The 21,290-nt window shown below is 54.2% G+C and carries 12 protein-coding genes, 1 tRNA gene and 3 rRNA genes; 9 read left to right on the top strand and 7 right to left on the bottom strand.

The window, feature by feature from the left end; all coding sequences use genetic code 11:
* The first annotated feature begins 26 nt into the window (after nucleotides 1-26).
* Complete coding sequence (gene yjeJ, locus Q1L34_RS23215; RefSeq protein WP_015585245.1) at nucleotides 27-875, top strand: YjeJ family protein; 849 nt, start codon at nucleotides 27-29, stop codon at nucleotides 873-875.
* 210 nt (nucleotides 876-1,085) lie between these two features.
* On the opposite strand, the gene Q1L34_RS23210 is transcribed toward yjeJ, so the two are convergent.
* Together Q1L34_RS23210 and Q1L34_RS23205 are read right to left on the bottom strand one after the other, a co-directional pair.
* Nucleotides 1,086-2,414, bottom strand: coding sequence for an OprD family outer membrane porin (locus Q1L34_RS23210; protein ID WP_032716444.1), 1,329 nt, complete (start codon nucleotides 2,412-2,414; stop codon nucleotides 1,086-1,088).
* Nucleotides 2,415-2,491: 77 nt separating this feature from the next.
* Entirely contained in the window at nucleotides 2,492-3,274 is a 783-nt protein-coding gene (locus tag Q1L34_RS23205) for a histidine phosphatase family protein (protein WP_015585243.1), read from the bottom strand.
* Between the two features lie 584 nt (nucleotides 3,275-3,858).
* On the opposite strand from Q1L34_RS23205, the gene surE reads away from it, so the two are divergent.
* The gene (surE, locus tag Q1L34_RS23200; RefSeq protein ID WP_155075448.1) at nucleotides 3,859-4,698 is read left to right on the top strand and encodes a 5'/3'-nucleotidase SurE; all 840 of its coding nucleotides are present in this window, start codon (nucleotides 3,859-3,861) and stop codon (nucleotides 4,696-4,698) included.
* Between the two features lie 50 nt (nucleotides 4,699-4,748).
* On the opposite strand, the gene Q1L34_RS23195 is transcribed toward surE, so the two are convergent.
* The 4 genes from Q1L34_RS23195 to Q1L34_RS23180 are packed head-to-tail and all read right to left on the bottom strand — an operon-like array spanning nucleotide 4,749 to nucleotide 11,004.
* Nucleotides 4,749-7,907 carry a CusA/CzcA family heavy metal efflux RND transporter gene (locus Q1L34_RS23195; RefSeq protein WP_032716448.1) on the bottom strand — a complete coding sequence of 1,053 codons (3,159 nt, stop codon included), beginning with the start codon at nucleotides 7,905-7,907 and terminating at the stop codon, nucleotides 4,749-4,751.
* 11 nt (nucleotides 7,908-7,918) lie between these two features.
* Nucleotides 7,919-9,196, bottom strand: a complete 1,278-nt coding sequence (locus tag Q1L34_RS23190) for an efflux RND transporter periplasmic adaptor subunit (protein ID WP_048025016.1) — start codon at nucleotides 9,194-9,196, stop codon at nucleotides 7,919-7,921.
* A 45-nt stretch (nucleotides 9,197-9,241) separates the two neighbouring features.
* Nucleotides 9,242-9,589: a cation efflux system protein CusF gene (cusF, locus tag Q1L34_RS23185; RefSeq protein WP_100663520.1), complete on the bottom strand. Its 348-nt coding sequence runs from the start codon at nucleotides 9,587-9,589 to the stop codon at nucleotides 9,242-9,244.
* Nucleotides 9,590-9,618: 29 nt separating this feature from the next.
* Nucleotides 9,619-11,004 carry an efflux transporter outer membrane subunit gene (locus tag Q1L34_RS23180; protein ID WP_044348419.1) on the bottom strand — a complete coding sequence of 462 codons (1,386 nt, stop codon included), beginning with the start codon at nucleotides 11,002-11,004 and terminating at the stop codon, nucleotides 9,619-9,621.
* A 172-nt stretch (nucleotides 11,005-11,176) separates the two neighbouring features.
* Here Q1L34_RS23180 and Q1L34_RS23175 point away from each other — a divergent pair, with 172 nt between their 5' ends.
* A complete protein-coding gene (locus Q1L34_RS23175; protein WP_004857434.1) occupies nucleotides 11,177-11,860 on the top strand; it encodes a copper/silver response regulator transcription factor in 684 nt (227 codons plus the stop codon).
* The gene (locus Q1L34_RS23170) at nucleotides 11,850-13,301 is read left to right on the top strand and encodes a Cu(+)/Ag(+) sensor histidine kinase (RefSeq protein WP_004857437.1); all 1,452 of its coding nucleotides are present in this window, start codon (nucleotides 11,850-11,852) and stop codon (nucleotides 13,299-13,301) included. The genes Q1L34_RS23175 and Q1L34_RS23170 overlap by 11 nt, the downstream gene beginning before the upstream one ends.
* 56 nt (nucleotides 13,302-13,357) lie before the next feature.
* On the opposite strand, the gene Q1L34_RS23165 is transcribed toward Q1L34_RS23170, so the two are convergent.
* A complete protein-coding gene (locus Q1L34_RS23165; protein WP_004857441.1) occupies nucleotides 13,358-14,479 on the bottom strand; it encodes a ribosomal protein uL16 3-hydroxylase in 1,122 nt (373 codons plus the stop codon).
* A gap of 622 nt (nucleotides 14,480-15,101) precedes the next feature.
* Here Q1L34_RS23165 and Q1L34_RS23160 point away from each other — a divergent pair.
* From Q1L34_RS23160 to Q1L34_RS23140, 5 genes are all read left to right on the top strand, one after another.
* Nucleotides 15,102-16,641: ribosomal RNA gene (locus Q1L34_RS23160) — 16S ribosomal RNA — on the top strand.
* A gap of 85 nt (nucleotides 16,642-16,726) precedes the next feature.
* Nucleotides 16,727-16,802: transfer RNA gene (locus Q1L34_RS23155), tRNA-Glu, on the top strand.
* Nucleotides 16,803-17,021: 219 nt separating this feature from the next.
* Nucleotides 17,022-19,927, top strand: a 23S ribosomal RNA gene (locus Q1L34_RS23150).
* 93 nt (nucleotides 19,928-20,020) lie between these two features.
* Nucleotides 20,021-20,136, top strand: a 5S ribosomal RNA gene (rrf, locus tag Q1L34_RS23145).
* The 16S, 23S and 5S rRNA genes sit together here with 1 tRNA gene alongside, the layout of an rRNA operon.
* Nucleotides 20,137-20,940: 804 nt before the next feature.
* Nucleotides 20,941-21,258, top strand: coding sequence for a hypothetical protein (locus Q1L34_RS23140; protein ID WP_004857445.1), 318 nt, complete (start codon nucleotides 20,941-20,943; stop codon nucleotides 21,256-21,258).
* Nucleotides 21,259-21,290 lie beyond the last annotated feature (32 nt).

Here is a 21,290-nt window from a genome sequence, read left to right as displayed (position 1 = left end):
TCATATTTTATTAAGAGAATCATTTTATGAACAAACTAATGGGTATTAATACCGGGATTATTAAATCAGCGGCAGGCGTACTAGCGTTGGCGCTGAAAGCACACAGTGCATCGGGCTCCGAAAGTCTCATTTATCTGCCGCCCGATCGGCTACAGTCCTTGCTTTTTGCCGTCTTTAGCGGTTATCGCAGGCTGCAGATGATGTTCCGGGAGGATGCTGAGGGCGTCAGAGAGCAGGTGATTGCCCAGTCTGAAGCGTTAAATAGCCGGATCCCTGTCGTCACGCTTGATGAGGTCCAGCAGCCCGATGTCGCTCTGCGGACGATCGATTTTGTGATGAAGCCGTATCAGGAACGGGTCACGTTTTTGTTCTTTTTGCAAAATGATAGCGTGGTCGCTATCGATCTGGCATTGACTCAGATGGAGTATCTACTGGGGCTATTATTAACCACGATCCAAAAGACAGAAGATCGGGACTTTATTTCGCTGGCATTACGGGAAAACGATTTTATACCTTTCTATACCGTTGACTTTATGCCTGCGAATGGCGAGGGCATTAAATATAATCAATTTGATGTTCCCGCCTGGAAATCCGCCGCGTTGGACGATTTTTATTCACTGCTTATCGTGCAGGATAATGGTGATATTCCGTGCGGGGTTATTATTAAAGCGGTACCGGGAATTGAACCGAGCCGGGTAAACGCGATTGGTGAGCTGTTGCTCAACAATAACTCGTTACTCATACCCTATCGGCAGCACACCATGACCTTTGAGTATGAAAAGATGGATCCCGCCGCGACAGTAGAGGAGAGAGAGAGTCTGCTAAAGGCGCATATTAAACATCGGCAGGCAAAGATAGATTTATCAGCCCGCTAGAGTCAATCCATCGCCAGGCAAGCCAGCAACAGAGCCCGGAAATCGGGCCTGTCAGCGACGCGGCCACACATCACATTTTTTCGTTCACACGCGCCGGCAAAACGCTTTTTGCGGTCATGATTGTTGAGTGCAGACTCAACAGCGCCTCTTGCTATTTATCGGCGCTGATGGTCTGCAGCGAGAGTTGTTCTTTTACGGCAGGATGAATGATCAGAACAGACTAAAGCGATACTCGATGATGACCTCGGAAGAGAGGGAATTAGCCCGGATATAGTGTCCATCGTTCAGCACCGGCGTTTTTCCGTTCATACGATAGGACCATCCTGGCCCGAACATCGCCCAGACGGTCAGATTTTTCAGCTTCGGATGCGTTGGTACCCAGCGGCTAAACGCGTTGATTTCACCCGTACGCACGTGGTTGCCCTTGTAGTTGAACTGCGCAATGTTGCCCGCCAGACCTATCGCCAGCTCTGGCGTCAGGTTGTAGTCTGAAATATTTGCCAGCACCAGCTCCCCGTCACGCATGTAGTCGCTGCCGGCGTAGGCCATCGAAATAAAGGTGCCGCGTGAGTTCTTGCTCATATGCCGGGGGAAAAAGCCGATTTCGTGGGCTTTTTCGGCATCGGTATAGCCCAGCCCCCACTTCGTGCTCCAGTTATCCGCCTGCCATTTGACATCAATCGCATAATGCCGGGCATTGCTGTCGAAATCGCGCTTATTGGCCGGCATCGCTTTATATTCATCCAAAGCATGAGTGGCATAAATCTGCGTACCAATATTTAACTGCTTCAGCGGTTTGAGTTGCGTGAACAGCACATGGCGGCGCAGGTAGTTATCGCTTTCACCATAGCCGTACTGTAAATTCAGCCGGTCGCTCTGCCACAGAATATCGCCGCTGGCGATATGGTTAAGATAGCGTCCGGTGTTGGTCTGGAAGCGCTTCTTATCCGGCGAGTTACGGTCCATCGAACTTTCGATATAGGCGCCGCGCAGGGTCACGTCACCGTAGTTGACGCCGCCGGTCCAGCCGAGATAGGTGGTGGGCGACAGACGGGTAGAGGTGGAGATGACGCCAGTGTTTTTAATCATCTGCCAGCCCCAGCGGGCGTTCAGATTGAGATCGGCGAGTTGATATTTCAGCTTCATGCTGCGCTGACCAAACTTGGAGAAACCTTCGGCATTGCTCTTTTTATTACCGGTCCCGTTATTATAGAGCACGCCGCGCGAGTTAAAATAGTCGCTGGCACCCAGCTTGATGGCACCGTAATAAGTTGCATCGAAACCGATGATATCGGCGAAATAACCTGACTGGTAATCCACGGCAACGCCCTGGCCCCAGGCATTGTGAACTTTCTTGGGTTCTGTCTCTTCTTCCTTAAGATATTTCCAGTAGTTTTTAAGCGACAGCGTCATATGGGACTGGCTAAAAAAAGGATCGGCAAATACCGTATCAATCATATCCGCTTGCGCAACGTCATTCGCTGACCAGGCACAGGCAGGAAGCGTCAACAGCATCATAGTAATAATATTATTTTTCATTATAAACCCCGAGGCGAGATGCTGCGAGCCAGCTGGGGCTGGCTTCAACAGTCATCTGCAATAATATAATTAAGCGATCAGTTATTGTTATTGAGAGCCTGCTTGCCGGCTTCGACATATTTCATGGTGCCGATTTCTGGAACCGAATAGATGCCATTTTTATAGACAATTTTCACCACCGCAGCGTTGGCCAGCGGTTTATTTTTCGCCGTGTCGTCGGTCAGGTCGGAAATCATAATTTGCATCGAGGTGCCGGACGAAATGGCGAGGATATTTTTGTCACCCTGGGACTCGGCATTTTCAACGATGGTATGCAACGCCGCCTGAGTACGGCTCTTCACCTGCTGATAATTTTCTGCCATACCTTGCGGGTCGGCAGCGGCCAGCGCGTTCTGGCTTTCCGCCACCGGCAGAGTGCCTGCTTTCATTTTGCTGAACAGGGCGGCGCTGTCTTTTAACCCCAGCTGTTTTGCGCCGGCTGCGGCCATATCCTTGTTGAAGCCGCCTTCAAAGCTGCCAAAAAAGGCTTCGCGCAGGCCAGGCAGCTCGATCGGGTGATAATCGGCGATCCCGGCCTGTTTCAGAATCACCGCCAGGGTTTCCCGCTGTCGCCCGGCATCACTGGAATAAAAACGGTCGAACTTCACCTCTTTTAAACCTTCGCCGAGATAACGGGCGACGCGGATACCGTCTTCCGTCAGCGGAGAATCGGCCCATCCCTGCACGCGGTCAAAGGTATTTAATAGCGTTTTCCCGTGTCGGGCAAAATAAATATTAATGCTGCCATCGTCTTTCATTTCCGCTGCTGAACAGGTTGCGGCACTGGCGATCATGATGATTGCGGTTAGCCATTTGTTCATTTTGTTCTCCTTTTTATTATTTTAAAGCCAAAAAAAAACCTACGTCAGCGACTCGGGTTGGGCATGTGTTGCACGATGCCGCCAGAGTATATGACGTAGGTTTTGCCTGTGTTGAAAACAGTAACAATCCAATGTGGCCGACTTTATCATGTTAGCGATGGAAAAACAGGCGGAATTTGTTTTTATATTAATAAATGTGATCGTTCGCATGCCCTGTGGTTTGTTACCAATAACATTCCAACCCCCCGCCAATATCGTCAAAAAGCAGCAGGGATAATTCGCAATGATTAGCTGTTCGGATTCAGGTGAAATATCATTTTTCAGCCTTTGTTTTTAGTGGGAATAGTTTGTTGTTATTGACCGTAGTCACATAATAAGCCTGCTGCCTCTGGATTATTCTGCCGATACGGAGTATTTTTCCAACGTCCTGGGATTGTAACGGAATAACGGCAAAACCTAAGGGACCTGGCGCAAGTCAATTTGCGTGCAGGTCCCTTAGGTTTTTTTTTGCGCCAGATAAATATCTTGATACTGACTAAGGAGTGATCGTGAAAATCAACATCCTCGCCGCTGCGCTGCTCACCATGCTGACCGCCTCGACTCAGGCGGCGGAAAAACCGCTCAGAATCCTGCTGGTTAACGACGATGGCTGCCAGTCGGTTGGCACAACGTCGTTACAGGAAAAGCTGGCCGCCAAAGGGTATGACGTGTGGATGGTGGCGCCTGCGACCAACCAGAGCGGCATCGGCTCAGCGATAACCTTCAAACCGGGTAAAACGTTCGATGTTAAGAAAGTGGCTGACAAGCGCTACTGCTTCCCGGGCACGCCGGCGGATGCCGTGGATTTTGGCCTGTGGGGGGTGATGAAAGAGGCGGCGCCGGACCTGGTCATTTCTGGGGTGAATGATGGCCCCAATACCGGCATGGCGCAGGTGAACTCGGGCACCGTTAGCGCCGCGGCCCGCGCGCTGCGCTACGGTTTCCCGGCTATTGCGGCCAGCATCGGCTATCGCTTCACGGAAGAGGAGATGAAAAACAAATGGCCCAGCACGCATAAATACTGGCCCGATGCGGTGGATTACGTCGTGACCGTGGTGGATAAGCTGAACGCCACCCGCGAGCCGGGTGCCGCCTTATTACCCAAAGGCTCGGGGTTGAGTATCAACTATCCGCCGCTGCCGACAACGGAGATTAAAGGCGTCCATTACATCGACAATGAGCAGTTCCCTGTCCCGCAGATTAGCTATGAGCTACAGGCTGACGGCACGGCGAAGCAGGGCATGAACCCGGCGTCGCTGACGCCAACGACGGAGGATACCGACAGCGGCTGGTTAAATAAGGGCTACATCACTTACACCCTGTTTGACGGTTCGTGGAATGCGCCGCAGTTCCAGGCGCAGTATGAGAAATTACTGGGCCGTTAATACGGCGCTGAAGTGATAAAAGCGGGAGCCGTTCTGGCCCCCGCCTGGTATCAAGCCGATATCGCTTTCCGCGTCTGCCGGTGCCGGTACAGCCACATCAGTTTATACGCTGCCGGGATGATAAACAGCGACAGCAGCGGGGCGGTGATCATCCCGCCGATCATCGGGGCGGCGATGCGACTCATTACCTCCGATCCTGCGCCGGTGCCCCATAAGATGGGCAGCAGGCCGGCGATAATCACCGCCACGGTCATCGCCTTTGGCCGCACGCGCAGCACCGCCCCCTGATACAGCGCCTCGTCGAGCTTTTCGACGCTAAAGGTCTGCGGATTTTCCAGCGACGGGTGAGCTTCAATCGCGTGGCGCAGGTACATTAGCATCACCACGCCAAACTCCGCCGCCACCCCGGCCAGCGCAATAAACCCGGTGCCGGTGGCAACCGACAGATGGAACCCCATCCCGTACAGGAACCAGATACCGCCAACGAGGGCGAACGGTACGCTGGTAATGATCAGCAGTGCCTCGCCAAAGCGGCGGAACGCCAGGTAGAGCAGGACGAAGATGATCATCAGCGTCATCGGCACCATCAGCTTCAGCTTCTGATTGGCGCGTTCGAGCAGCTCAAACTGCCCGGAGTACGACACGCTGATCCCCGGTTTCATCTGCACCTGTTCGGCGATGGTTTTTTGCAGGTCATGAACCACGGAGACCATGTCGCGATCGCGGGCGTCGATGTAGATCCAGCTGGCCGGGCGGGCATTCTCGGTTTTCAGCATCGAAGGACCGGTCACCACCTTCACTTCAGCGACGTCACCGAGGGTGATTTGCTGCTTCATCGGGGTCAGGACTGGCAGCTGGCGCAGGGCGTCCGGGCTGTCGCGATAGCTTTGCGGGTAGCGGATGTTGATCGGATAACGCTCAACGCCTTCTACCGTTTCACCCACCATGGCGCCGCCGATGGCCGACGACACAAACAGCTGAACGTCGCCTACGGTCATGCCATAGCGGGCCGCTTTTTCGCGGTTGATATCGATATTCAGATAGCGCCCGCCCACCAGGCGTTCTGCCAGCGCCGAGGTGACGCCCGGCACGGTTCTGGCGACCACTTCGATCCGCTCGGCGACCTCGTCGATATCGGAGAGCACCGTGCCGGAAACCTTAATGCCGATCGGGCTTTTGATCCCGGTGGAGAGCATATCGATGCGGTTACGAATCGGCGGTACCCACAGATTGGCCAGCCCCGGCAGCCGCACGGTCTTATCCAGCTCCTCAATAATCTTCTCCATGGTCATCCCCGGCCGCCACTGCGCCTGCGGCTTGAGCTGAATAGTGGTTTCGACCATTTCCAGCGGCGCGGAGTCGGTGGCGGTTTCTGCCTTTCCGGTCTTGCCAAACACGCGGGCCACTTCCGGCACGGTCATGATCAGCTTATCGGTTTTTTGCAGCATATCCGCTGCCTGCGCGGCTGAGATCCCCGGCAGCGTCGAGGGCATATACAGCAGATCGCCTTCGTTGATCTGCGGTAAGAACTCGCCGCCGACCCGGTTAAGCGGCCAGATGATCGTCAGGATCGACAGCAGTGCAACCAGTAGCGTGGTTTTCGGCCAGTGCAGCACCTTCAGCAACAGCGGGTGATAAATGCGGATCAGAAAACGGTTGAGCGGATTACTGGTTTCCGCCGGGATCTTACCGCGGATCCAGAAGCCCATCAGGATCGGGATCACCACGATCGCCAGCAGCGCCGCACCCGCCATCGACCAGGTTTTGGTAAAGGCGAGAGGACCAAATAGCTTCCCTTCTTGTCCTTCGAGGGTAAAAATCGGGATAAACGACAGGGTAATAATCAGCAGGCTGATAAACAGCGCCGGGCCGACCTCCACCGAAGCGTCGGTGATGATTTTCCAGCGCGTGTCGTTGGCCAGTTTCTGCCCCGGGTTATGGTGCTCCCACTCTTCCAGCCGCTTATGGGCGTTTTCGATCATCACGATGGCGGCGTCAACCATCGCCCCTACGGCAATGGCGATACCGCCCAGCGACATGATGTTGGCGTTCAGTCCCTGAAAATGCATGACGATAAAGGCGATACAGAGACCAAGCGGCAGAGAGATAATCGCGACCAGCGCGGAGCGGATGTGCCACAGGAACAGCGCGCAGACCAGTGCTACGACGATAAACTCCTCCAGCAGCTTGCTGCTGAGGTTGTCGATCGCCCGGTCGATCAGCTGGCTGCGATCGTAGGTCGTCACGATTTCCACCCCTTCCGGCAGGCTGCTTTTCAGGGTCTCGAGCTTGTCTTTAACGGCGGAAATCACTTCGCGGGCGTTTTTGCCGGAGCGCAGGATCACCACGCCGCCGGCCACTTCGCCTTCACCGTTCAGTTCGGCAATGCCGCGGCGCATTTCCGGGCCCATTTGTACCCGCGCCACATCGCGCAAAAAGACCGGCACGCCGTTGTCGCCGGTTCTCAGCACGATATTATTAAAGTCATCCAGCGTCTGCAGGTAGCCGCTGGCGCGCACCATATACTCAGCTTCCGACAGCTCGACGGAAGAACCGCCCGCCTCCTGGTTGGAGGCATCCAGCGCGGATTTCACCGTCGACAGGCTGATGCCATACTGGGTCAGTTTCTGCGGGTCGACGACAATCTGATACTCTTTGACCACGCCGCCGACCGATGCCACTTCCGAGACATTGGGGATGGTTTTCAGCTCATATTTTAAAAACCAGTCTTGCAGCGAGCGCAGTTCGGCGAGGTCGTGTTTACCGCTGCGATCGACCAGCGCATATTCGAAGATCCAGCCCACGCCGGTTGCATCCGGTCCCATTTCGGCGCTGACGCCCGCCGGCAGTTTACCCTGCACCTGATTGAGATATTCCAGTACCCGGGAGCGCGCCCAGTAGGGGTCGGTGCCATCCTCAAAAATGACGTACACATAGGAGTCGCCAAACTGCGAGAAGCCGCGTACCGTTTTGGCTCCTGGCACCGACAGCATGGTGGTGGTCAGCGGCCAGGTGACCTGATTTTCGACGATTTGCGGCGCCTGCCCCGGATAGCTGGTTTTAACGATAACCTGTACATCCGAGAGATCCGGCAGAGCATCGACCGGCGTATGGACGATGGTCCACGCGCCCCAGAGGCTGAGAAACAGCGCGCCCATCATCACCAGAAAGCGGTTGGCCACCGAGCGACGGATTATCCATTCAATCATTTGTCATCTCCTCAGTGGGCGTGCGCTGCGGGTGTCGGTATCGCGGCAGGCGTCTGCGCGCGCATCCTGTCCAGCGCGCCGGAAATATTGGCTTCCGAATCAATCAGGAACAGACCGCTGGAGACCACCTTTTCGCCTTCGCTGAGGCCGGCGCTGACCGCCGTGACGTCGCCGGATTGCTGGAATACGTCGATACGTTTCGGGACAAAACGCCCGTCGTTGTCAACCGTGATCACCCGCTGCTCCGTACCGGTATCGATCAGCGCTTTTGACGGAATCAAGAGCATCGGCTGGCTTTGGGTGTTCAACCGCAGCCAGGCGTTCATCCCCGGTTTGAGCATCTCGTCGGGGTTATCCACCTGCAGGCGCAGCTGTAGCGTGCGGGTCGTGGCATCGGCGCTGGGCAGAATCGTCCATTTGCTGATGGTGAAGGTTTTCCCCGGCCAGGCGGGAACGGAAATCGTCAACTGCGAGCTGTCTTTAAGCAGCCAGGCAATAGATTCCGGTACCGCGGCGCCGATCCACACCGGATCCATTCCCTGAATTTTCGCCACCACGTTATCCTTGGTGATGTTCATCCCGCTGCGCAAATCAAAGGCGGTGATAACGCCATCGATCGGGGCTTTGAGGGTGAAGCGGGTCTGAATTTTACGCGTCGCTTTTAAGCGGCGAATATCCTCTTCCGGCATACCGGCGAGGCGCAGACGCTCGAGGATCCCCTCCACCTGGGTGGCGGTTCCGCCGGTATCCCGCAGCAGCAGATATTCGCTCTGGGCTTCGACCCAGTCCGGAATGGTCAGATCGACCAGCGGCGTGCCCTGGCGAATTTTATCGCCAACGGTCAGGGGATATACTTTCTCGATAAATCCCGCCGAGCGCGCCTGCACAATCACAAACTGATATTCGTTAAAACTGACGCTCGCCGGCAGCAGCTGCTCGAAATGCAGCGGGCCACGGCGAACGGGTTCGGTTTTCAGCCCCAGGTTTTGGGTCTGCGTGGGATCGATACGCACGCCGGGTGTAGACGGGGAGGCTCCCTCTTCGTCGGCATACTTCGCCACCAGGTCCATATCCATAAACGGTGATTTTCCCGGTTTATCAAAGCGCGTATTAGGGTACATCGGGTCATACCAGAACAGCACTTTACGGGCCTCTTTTGTACCGGTCGGTGCCGCGCTGTCCGCGGCGGTTGGTGGCGAGAACCAGGCGTACAGGCTTGCGGAGATCATGCCGCCAATAAGCATACTGCCGATAATCAGCGCGCTGTTTTTGAGGGTTAACGAGGCCATATCTGTGTCCATTCCGGTGTTATTGGGAAGCTATCTCCGTGGGCGTTACTGTGCGAGATGGATATCCTGTAATAAGGAGAGATTGCCCTGCTGAATAAAGGTAAAGGCGACTTTGCTGCCGGCTTTAATGTCGTTGAGCGGCGTTTGCGGGGTAAAGGTGAAACGCATGGTCATCGGTGGCCAGTTCACCGCCGGAATCGCATCATGGGCGATGGTGACTTTTTTGCTTTCCATATCAATGGATTTAACCTCGCCGGTGGCGCTGATGGCCGGCGTTTGTTGCACGGCGGGCGCGGCGTTCATCATTTCGCCATGCTGATGTTCGTTGGCCTGCGCGCCGAACATCACCGTAGAAAGCAGGCCGAAAATGAGGGTTTTAGTAAGGTGATTCATCATTCATGCTCCTGAAAGTAAATGAGGGGTTATTCCATCCAGCCGCCACCCAGGGCGGTGAATAGCTTGATTTCGTTGACCTGACGGGCGTAGTTGAGGTCCAGCAGGGTTTGTTGCGTGGTGAAGAGCGAACGCTCGGCATCCAGCACTTCGATATAGCTCACCGCGCCGTGCTGATAGAGCGCTCTGGCTCGCTGCCGGGTCGTCTGCAGCGAAGCGAGGTAGCGTTGCTGAGCGCTGATTTGGTCTGCCAGGCTCTGGCGCAGGGCCAGCGCATCGGCGACCTCTTTGAAGGCGGCCTGAATTTTTTGCTCATAATTCACCACCGACTGCTGCTGGCGGATTTCCGCTAAATCGAGGTTGGCCTGATTGCGCCCGGCATTAAAAATCGGCAGTTCGATTTTGGGGACGAAATTCCACATCCCGCTGGCGGGGTTAAACAAGCGTGACAAATCCGCGCTGCTGCCGGACAGCGAGCTGGTTAAGGTTATCGACGGGAAAAAGGCCGCGCGCGCGGCGCCGATATTGGCGTTCGCGGCGCGTAAACCGTGCTCGGCTTCTAAAATGTCCGGGCGCTGCAGCAGGATCTGCGAAGAGAGCGCCGGCGGCAAGGCGACGCCGTTGATATCAAGGAGGCTGCTGGCCGCGTCATCAGGCAGATGCTGGTAGCTCCCCAGCAGCAGCTGCAGAGCGTTGTTGGCCTGCGCCAGTTCGCCTTCACGTTTGGCAATATCGGCACGGGTGCTTTCGATGACCCCGCGGGCCTGCTCCAGCGCCAGGACATTGGTGCTGCCGGTCAGCAGCTGTTTCTCGACAAAGGCGTAGGAACGCTGGTAGTTCTGCAACGTCTCCTTCGCCACCTGCAGCTGAGCCCAGGCCAGGCGCTGGTTGAAATAGCTCTGCGAGACATTCGAGACTAATAGAATATGAACCGCCCGGCGGGCTTCCTCGCTGGCGAAATAGTTTTGCCTGTCCGCCTCGCTTAAGTTTTTCAGACGGCCGAAGAAATCGAGATCAAAGCTGAGGTTAAGCCCGGCCTGATAGTCGCTGGCGGTGGTGGTGTCACCTTTGAGTTTGCCGCTCCAGGTGGTGCTGGCGGCGCTATCAAGCTGCGGGTAGCGATCGGCGTCGGTGACGCCATATTGCGCTCTTGCCTCCTGGACTTTGAGCGTTGCCATGCGCAAATCCCGGTTGTTCAGCAGCGCTTCGCCAATTAGCGACTTCACCTGCGGGTCGACGAAAAATGTCCGCCAGCCGCTATCCTGATAATTTACCGGCATCGTGACCAGTTTGTTCTGGCTGCGTGAGAACTGCTGCGGCACCGGCGAGGTTGGCTGCTGGTACTCCGGTGCTAAAGAGAGGCAGCCGGTCAGAACAAAAGTCACGCTGAGCGTGATGAGCTTTAATTTGCGCATAGGGCAGGACGTTTTCGACGACGAATGAATGACGGGTACTGTACAAAACGGCCTCTGTTCGATGCGTGACAGGAAAATGACAAAGCTGTCATTTACCTGAGAATTCATTGCTATCCGGTTTGGCTCCACTAGAATTGGAAACCCGCACAAAAGGCGCGTGAAGGAGCATGTCATGAAGATTTTGATCGTCGAAGATGAGAAAAAAACCGGGGAGTACCTGACCAAAGGGCTAACGGAGTCCGGTTTTGTCGTCGACCTGGCCGATAATGGTCTGAACGGCTATCACCTGGCGATGACCGGCGATTATGACCTGTTGATTCTCGATATTATGCTGCCCGATGTGAATGGCTGGGATATTGTCAGAATGCTGCGCGCCGCCAATAAAGGGGTGCCCGTCCTGCTGCTGACGGCTCTGGGCACCGTTGAGCATCGGGTCAAGGGACTGGAGCTGGGCGCGGACGACTATCTGGTGAAGCCCTTTGCCTTTGCCGAGCTGCTGGCGCGGGTCAGAACCTTGCTGCGCCGCGGTGCGTCGACCATGGTTGAAAGCCAGTTTCAGGCGGCGGATCTGTTCGTCGATCTGGTGAGCCGTAAAGTGACCCGCGGCGGAACGCGTATCACCCTGACCAGCAAAGAGTTCACGCTGCTGGAGTTCTTTCTGCGTCATCAGGGAGAAGTCCTGCCCCGGTCGCTGATTGCATCCCAGGTCTGGGACATGAACTTTGATAGCGATACCAATGCCATCGACGTGGCGGTCAAACGGCTGCGGGCTAAAATCGATAATGACTTTGAACCGAAGCTTATCCAGACCGTGCGCGGCGTGGGCTATATGCTCGAGGTCCCGGATGTTGAGTAAGTGGTTTCCGCGGCCCTTTTCGCTGGCTTCGCGGCTGACTTTTTTTATCAGCCTGGCCACGATCGTGGCGTTCTTTGCCTTCACCTGGATAATGATCCATTCGGTAAAAGCGCACTTTGAGGAGCGTGACGTTCACGACTTAAAGCAGCTCGCGACAACGCTTGAAACGGTGCTAAACCACGGCGACTATCCGCAGGCCCAGCGCCTGGACATCGTGAAAAACGTCATTGATGGCTACGCCAACGTCTTTATCTGCCTCGATGATGCTAACGGACAGACGCTTTTCCAGTCGCCGAATGGCCCGGATCTGAGCCATATCATGAACACCCCCGGGCTGGTGGCTCGCCTGCAGGACGGGAGTGTGATCTCGTGGAGCGATCCACATCCGCGGGCGATGACGCATGATAACCATCAACTGCAAAGCAGCGCCTGGCGGCTGATTATGCTGCCGCTCGGCAAAACGGCGGAGGGCAAACCGGCTTATTACCTGCTGATGGCGTTATCGATTGATTTCCACCTGCACTATATTAACGAACTGAAGGCGAAACTGATTTCGGCGGCGTCGGTGATCAGCATTCTTATCATCTTTATTGTGCTGTTCGTGGTTTATCAAGGACACAAACCGATCCGCCAGGTCAGCCGGCAGATCCAAAACATCACGTCCAAAGATCTCGACGTACGGTTAAATCCCGGGAGTGTTCCGGTGGAGCTGGAGCGGCTGGTGATTTCGTTTAACCATATGCTGGAACGTATTGAAGATGTCTTCACTCGCCAGTCCAACTTTTCTGCCGATATTGCCCATGAGATCCGCACGCCGATTACCAACCTGGTGACGCAAACGGAAATCGCCCTCAGTCAGACCCGCAGCCAGAAAGAGCTGGAAGATGTGCTGTACTCCAGCCTGGAAGAGTTTTCGCGGATGTCGCGGATGGTGAGCGATATGCTGTTTCTGGCGCAGGCTGATAATAATCAGCTGATCCCCGAGCAGAAAACCCTGAACCTGGCCGATGAGGTCAACAAAGTGTTCGACTTCTTTGAAGCCTGGGCGGAGGAGAAAGAGGTGACGCTGCGTTTTACGGGAAATGCATGCTGGGTGAACGGCGACCCGCTGATGCTGCGGCGGGCAATCAGCAACCTGCTGTCGAACGCCATTCGCTACACGCCGGGTCAGCAGGCGGTGACGATTCAGGTCAGCGAAAGCGCCGGGCAGGCGAAGCTGGTGGTGGAAAATCCGGGGGCGCCGATTGCGCCTGAGCACTTGCCTCGGCTGTTCGACCGTTTTTATCGCGTCGATCCTTCCCGGCAGCGTAAAGGTGAGGGGAGCGGTATTGGCCTCGCGATCGTGAAGTCTATTGTCACCGCGCATCACGGCAGCGTGGTGGTGGAGTCCGATAGCCGCTCAACGCGCTTTATCCTGACCTTGCCAAAACAGATGCCATAAACGGCGAAAGCCTGGCAAAACCAGGCTTTCGGGTAGACCCGTGCGGGGCAGCGGGATTACTCTTCGAAGTACCAGTAGCCTTGATTGATCAGGCGGACGAGTTCCGCCACAAATGCCGGATTCTGTAGCGCTTCGCCCAGCTCGCCCTGACCCACAGTGGTATACCGGCACAGAGCGTCCAGCGCATTCGCGTCGGTTGTTTCCAGCTGCTCGCTGTTGACAAAGAAGCTGTCGCCGATATGCAGAACTCGTAGTCCGCTCAGGCGGCACAGCTTTTCACCCCCCGTCAGCGCATCCACAACGTCCTCTTCAGTATACGGCGGTTCGGCCGGGGCAATGTCCAGCTCATGACGCGGGGTGGTCGCAAAGCGGCCGAACCACTGCTTAAAGTCTTCCGGTTGCTTAATCATGTCGATCATCATCGACTGCAAGCGCTCGAGCTCATACTCTTCCACGCGGCCGGGATGCTCACGGCAGGTGAGGTCCGGATCGCTGTAGTGCTCGCCGCCGAGATCGTTTTCCAGCGCGTAATCGGCAAAGCTACTGATGAGATCGCGACCATTAGGACCCCGGAAGCCGACGGAGTAGTTCAGCGCGGTTTCGTGGGTAACGCCATCGTGCGGGAATCCCGGCGGGATATAGAGGATATCGCCTGGCGCCAGATCTTCATCAATGATTGGCGGGAAAGGATCGACATGCAGCAGCGCCGGGTGCGGACAGAACTGGCGCATTGGCAGCTTGTCGCCCACGCGCCAGCGACGGCTGCCCATTCCCTGAATAATAAAGACATCATACTGATCGATATGCGGGCCAACGCCGCCGCCGGGGACGGAGAAGGAGATCATCAGATCGTCGAGGCGCCAGTCCGGCAGAACGCGGAAGGGACGTACCAACTCAGCAGCCGGCATATGCCAGTGGTTTACCGCCTGTGCCAGCAGAGACCAGCCGCTCTCGCCCAGGCCGTCAAAATGTTCAAACGGTCCGTTGCTCGCCTGCCAACGGTCGTTAACCAGGCTCACCAGGCGACTGTCGACTTCTGGTTCCATGGCCAGACCGGCCAGCTCATCCGGCGTAATCGGATCGACGAAGTCCGGGAAAGCATTCTTTAATACCACCGGCTGCTTTTGCCAGTACTTCTCTAAAAACTCGGGCCAGTTGATGTTCAGTTGATAAGCCATAGGTTCACACCAGTAATGTAGAAACGGGCCTGATTATAGAAAGGAGTCGGCCAGCGGCGCTTTGTCATGAGTCAATACAGCCGCTTAATTCGCCATCTGCGACGGTACGCGGTGAGAGGAGTAAAGAAAGAGAGGTGGAAAAATGGCGATGACCCATACCGCGCGCGCTTTTTTACACCGAGCAGGATTTGGCCTTGTTACCGCTGTAAGCCGCGTGGATACTGGGTTTCTCCGTTTCGGGGCCACCGGGGAGAAAACGGGAAAGTTCAAATAATGAGCGTTTGATAAGTTTTTTGTATTTTAAGGCTTGCCATGCAAACAAAACTCCCTATAATGCGCTCCCACTGACACGGCAAACGTGAACGAGTTCACAGATTAAGCCGGGTCGGCAGAGAAAAAATTCTGAAATTCAGGGTTGACTCTGAAAGAGGAAAGCGTAATATACGCCACCTCGCGACAGAGCGCTCAGCGCCGTCGCACTGCTCTTTAACAATTTATCAGACAATCTGTGTGGGCACTCAAAGTGACATGGATTCTTAACGTCCTCGGACGAAAAATGAATACCAAGTCTCTGAGTGAACACGTAATTCATTACGAAGTTTAATTCACGAGCATCAAACTTAAATTGAAGAGTTTGATCATGGCTCAGATTGAACGCTGGCGGCAGGCCTAACACATGCAAGTCGAGCGGTAGCACAGAGAGCTTGCTCTCGGGTGACGAGCGGCGGACGGGTGAGTAATGTCTGGGAAACTGCCTGATGGAGGGGGATAACTACTGGAAACGGTAGCTAATACCGCATAACGTCGCAAGACCAAAGTGGGGGACCTTCGGGCCTCATGCCATCAGATGTGCCCAGATGGGATTAGCTAGTAGGTGGGGTAATGGCTCACCTAGGCGACGATCCCTAGCTGGTCTGAGAGGATGACCAGCCACACTGGAACTGAGACACGGTCCAGACTCCTACGGGAGGCAGCAGTGGGGAATATTGCACAATGGGCGCAAGCCTGATGCAGCCATGCCGCGTGTATGAAGAAGGCCTTCGGGTTGTAAAGTACTTTCAGCGAGGAGGAAGGCGTTAAGGTTAATAACCTTGGCGATTGACGTTACTCGCAGAAGAAGCACCGGCTAACTCCGTGCCAGCAGCCGCGGTAATACGGAGGGTGCAAGCGTTAATCGGAATTACTGGGCGTAAAGCGCACGCAGGCGGTCTGTTAAGTCAGATGTGAAATCCCCGGGCTCAACCTGGGAACTGCATTTGAAACTGGCAGGCTTGAGTCTTGTAGAGGGGGGTAGAATTCCAGGTGTAGCGGTGAAATGCGTAGAGATCTGGAGGAATACCGGTGGCGAAGGCGGCCCCCTGGACAAAGACTGACGCTCAGGTGCGAAAGCGTGGGGAGCAAACAGGATTAGATACCCTGGTAGTCCACGCTGTAAACGATGTCGACTTGGAGGTTGTTCCCTTGAGGAGTGGCTTCCGGAGCTAACGCGTTAAGTCGACCGCCTGGGGAGTACGGCCGCAAGGTTAAAACTCAAATGAATTGACGGGGGCCCGCACAAGCGGTGGAGCATGTGGTTTAATTCGATGCAACGCGAAGAACCTTACCTACTCTTGACATCCAGAGAACTTAGCAGAGATGCTTTGGTGCCTTCGGGAACTCTGAGACAGGTGCTGCATGGCTGTCGTCAGCTCGTGTTGTGAAATGTTGGGTTAAGTCCCGCAACGAGCGCAACCCTTATCCTTTGTTGCCAGCGGTTCGGTCGGGAACTCAAAGGAGACTGCCAGTGATAAACTGGAGGAAGGTGGGGATGACGTCAAGTCATCATGGCCCTTACGAGTAGGGCTACACACGTGCTACAATGGCATATACAAAGAGAAGCGACCTCGCGAGAGCAAGCGGACCTCATAAAGTATGTCGTAGTCCGGATTGGAGTCTGCAACTCGACTCCATGAAGTCGGAATCGCTAGTAATCGTAGATCAGAATGCTACGGTGAATACGTTCCCGGGCCTTGTACACACCGCCCGTCACACCATGGGAGTGGGTTGCAAAAGAAGTAGGTAGCTTAACCTTCGGGAGGGCGCTTACCACTTTGTGATTCATGACTGGGGTGAAGTCGTAACAAGGTAACCGTAGGGGAACCTGCGGTTGGATCACCTCCTTACCTGAAAGAACCTGCCTTTGTAGTGCTCACACAGATTGTCTGATGAAAAGTAAATAGCAAGGCGTCTTGCGATTGAGACTTCAGTGTCCCCTTCGTCTAGAGGCCCAGGACACCGCCCTTTCACGGCGGTAACAGGGGTTCGAATCCCCTAGGGGACGCCACTTGCTGGTTCGTGAGTGAAAGTCGCCGACCTCTATATCTCAAAACTGATTCTCAGGAATCACGTTTGAGATATTTGCTCTTTAAAAATCTGGATCAAGCTGAAAATTGAAACGACACACTGTTTCCTTTCTCCGTAATAAGAAAGGAAAAAGCGGTGTGTTCGAGTCTCTCAAATTTTCGCAACGCGGACTGTTTTACGAAACAGTTTCGGGTTGTGAGGTTAAGCGACTAAGCGTACACGGTGGATGCCCTGGCAGTCAGAGGCGATGAAGGACGTGCTAATCTGCGATAAGCGTCGGTAAGGTGATATGAACCGTTATAACCGGCGATTTCCGAATGGGGAAACCCAGTGTGATTCGTCACACTATCGTTAAGTGAATACATAGCTTAACGAAGCGAACCGGGGGAACTGAAACATCTAAGTACCCCGAGGAAAAGAAATCAACCGAGATTCCCCCAGTAGCGGCGAGCGAACGGGGAGGAGCCCAGAGTCTGAATCAGCGCGTGTGTTAGTGGAACGGTCTGGAAAGTCCGGCGGTACAGGGTGATAGCCCCGTACACTAAAATGCACACGTTGTGAACTCGAAGAGTAGGGCGGGACACGTGGTATCCTGTCTGAATATGGGGGGACCATCCTCCAAGGCTAAATACTCCTGACTGACCGATAGTGAACCAGTACCGTGAGGGAAAGGCGAAAAGAACCCCGGCGAGGGGAGTGAAAAAGAACCTGAAACCGTGTACGTACAAGCAGTGGGAGCCTACTTGTTAGGTGACTGCGTACCTTTTGTATAATGGGTCAGCGACTTATATTCTGTAGCAAGGTTAACCGTATAGGGGAGCCGCAGGGAAACCGAGTCTTAACTGGGCGTTAAGTTGCAGGGTATAGACCCGAAACCCGGTGATCTAGCCATGGGCAGGTTGAAGGTTGGGTAACACTAACTGGAGGACCGAACCGACTAATGTTGAAAAATTAGCGGATGACTTGTGGCTGGGGGTGAAAGGCCAATCAAACCGGGAGATAGCTGGTTCTCCCCGAAAGCTATTTAGGTAGCGCCTCGTGAACTCATCTTCGGGGGTAGAGCACTGTTTCGGCTAGGGGGTCATCCCGACTTACCAACCCGATGCAAACTACGAATACCGAAGAATGTTATCACGGGAGACACACGGCGGGTGCTAACGTCCGTCGTGAAGAGGGAAACAACCCAGACCGCCAGCTAAGGTCCCAAAGTCATGGTTAAGTGGGAAACGATGTGGGAAGGCACAGACAGCCAGGATGTTGGCTTAGAAGCAGCCATCATTTAAAGAAAGCGTAATAGCTCACTGGTCGAGTCGGCCTGCGCGGAAGATGTAACGGGGCTAAACCATGCACCGAAGCTGCGGCAGCGACACTATGTGTTGTTGGGTAGGGGAGCGTTCTGTAAGCCGTTGAAGGTGGCCTGTGAGGGTTGCTGGAGGTATCAGAAGTGCGAATGCTGACATAAGTAACGATAAAGCGGGTGAAAAGCCCGCTCGCCGGAAGACCAAGGGTTCCTGTCCAACGTTAATCGGGGCAGGGTGAGTCGACCCCTAAGGCGAGGCCGAAAGGCGTAGTCGATGGGAAACAGGTTAATATTCCTGTACTCGGTGTTACTGCGAAGGGGGGACGGAGAAGGCTATGTTAGCCGGGCGACGGTTGTCCCGGTTTAAGCATGTAGGCGGGAAGTTTAGGTAAATCCGGACTTCTGTTAACGCTGAGGTGTGATGACGAGGCACTACGGTGCTGAAGTAACAAATGCCCTGCTTCCAGGAAAAGCCTCTAAGCATCAGGTAACAACGAATCGTACCCCAAACCGACACAGGTGGTCAGGTAGAGAATACCAAGGCGCTTGAGAGAACTCGGGTGAAGGAACTAGGCAAAATGGTGCCGTAACTTCGGGAGAAGGCACGCTGATGGTAGGTGAAGCGACTTGCTCGTGGAGCTGAAATCAGTCGAAGATACCAGCTGGCTGCAACTGTTTATTAAAAACACAGCACTGTGCAAACACGAAAGTGGACGTATACGGTGTGACGCCTGCCCGGTGCCGGAAGGTTAATTGATGGGGTTATCCGTAAGGAGAAGCTCTTGATCGAAGCCCCGGTAAACGGCGGCCGTAACTATAACGGTCCTAAGGTAGCGAAATTCCTTGTCGGGTAAGTTCCGACCTGCACGAATGGCGTAATGATGGCCAGGCTGTCTCCACCCGAGACTCAGTGAAATTGAACTCGCTGTGAAGATGCAGTGTACCCGCGGCAAGACGGAAAGACCCCGTGAACCTTTACTATAGCTTGACACTGAACATTGAGCCTTGATGTGTAGGATAGGTGGGAGGCTTTGAAGCGTGGACGCCAGTCTGCGTGGAGCCAACCTTGAAATACCACCCTTTAATGTTTGATGTTCTAACGTAGACCCGTGATCCGGGTTGCGGACAGTGTCTGGTGGGTAGTTTGACTGGGGCGGTCTCCTCCCAAAGAGTAACGGAGGAGCACGAAGGTTAGCTAATCCTGGTCGGACATCAGGAGGTTAGTGCAATGGCATAAGCTAGCTTGACTGCGAGCGTGACGGCGCGAGCAGGTGCGAAAGCAGGTCATAGTGATCCGGTGGTTCTGAATGGAAGGGCCATCGCTCAACGGATAAAAGGTACTCCGGGGATAACAGGCTGATACCGCCCAAGAGTTCATATCGACGGCGGTGTTTGGCACCTCGATGTCGGCTCATCACATCCTGGGGCTGAAGTAGGTCCCAAGGGTATGGCTGTTCGCCATTTAAAGTGGTACGCGAGCTGGGTTTAGAACGTCGTGAGACAGTTCGGTCCCTATCTGCCGTGGGCGCTGGAGAATTGAGGGGGGCTGCTCCTAGTACGAGAGGACCGGAGTGGACGCATCACTGGTGTTCGGGTTGTCATGCCAATGGCATTGCCCGGTAGCTAAATGCGGAAAAGATAAGTGCTGAAAGCATCTAAGCACGAAACTTGCCCCGAGATGAGTTCTCCCTGACTCCTTGAGAGTCCTGAAGGAACGTTGAAGACGACGACGTTGATAGGTCGGGTGTGTAAGCGTAGCGATACGTTGAGCTAACCGATACTAATGAACCGTGAGGCTTAACCTTACAACGCCGAAGCTGTTTTGGCGAAGAGACGAATGTTCAGCTTGATTACAGATTAAATCATCACGCAGGAATGCGGGGTGAAAACAGAATTTGCCTGGCGGCGATAGCGCGGTGGTCCCACCTGACCCCATGCCGAACTCAGAAGTGAAACGCCGTAGCGCCGATGGTAGTGTGGGGTCTCCCCATGTGAGAGTAGGGAACTGCCAGGCATCAAATAAAACAAAAGGCTCAGTCGGAAGACTGGGCCTTTTGTTTTATCTGTTGTTTGTCGGAGAGTGACTCTTTGAGCAGGACAAATCCGCCGGGAGCGGATTTGAACGTTGCGAAGCAACGGCCCGAAGGGTGGCGGGCAGGAAAGCCCGCCATAAACGGCCAGGCACCAAATCAGTCAGAAGCCCGTCCTCACCGACGGGCTTTTTGCGTTTTTGTCGGTACACAATCTGGCCTGACAGACAGGTGCGATCGGGCATCCCGGACAGATGTCACGCGTAACCCCCCTTCAGGATGGTGAAACAGGCGTCATACCTCACTCAGGCACTGCGCAACGAGAGATTCACTGCAACGCTCATCTTTTATTCTGCGAAAATACTGCTTTTCATCTCTCGTGGTGCAGAATATATCCCGCTTCTCTTTATGACGCTTTATTTATTAATATTAAATATTATTTCCTGAGTTTGTTATTGTCGTAATAAATAAAGCCAAAAATCCATATTTATATTTAAAAGTATTTGATTGATTTATATTTTTAATTTTAATCATTATTTATCAATATATTAAAATAGTTTGTTTGTATTTAACGACATGTGCTGTTGTAACTGGACTTTCGAGGGAAAATGTTTTAGTGTCATTAACAGTTTGTTAACTCGATCGAGTTCGTGTCACTGTAATATCGATATAATGTAGCGCGTACGATCAGTATTAATGCTATCCCGATGTCGCTGAGATCCTCCTCTACTCCACGCAGTCTCATGGGTGTGGCATCAATGTTATCGAGCGACACGATGAGAATATAAATGAAGATCCTTTTAAAATGGTCGCCTTTGCGACGGTTCATCCGTTACCTGCAGGAACGCTTCACCTTTTTGGTTCTGCTGTGCTGGCCGGCGATTATCTGGGTTGCTTGCCGGGTGTGCGTCTGGGCCGTTGACAGCGCAATGCTGCTGATGGGGAAACCGGTAAGCGAATCCTTTACCGTCTACCTGCAGCCGCTGATGACGTTCAGCGCGTTAGTGCGTATTTCGCTGAGCTGGGTGGTTCTGCTCTTTATCCTGTTCAGCATGGCGATGGGTTTTACCTGGCTGCTACGTCGCGTGATAAACCGCAAGCACTAACCTCGTCCCTTATCGCCGGTGGCCGTCACCTG

This window comes from Klebsiella ornithinolytica, assembly GCF_030505655.1.
GTDB lineage: Bacteria > Pseudomonadota > Gammaproteobacteria > Enterobacterales > Enterobacteriaceae > Klebsiella > Klebsiella ornithinolytica.
Note: the sequence above shows the minus strand (reverse complement) of the source record. Positions and strands in the feature narration are given on the sequence as shown.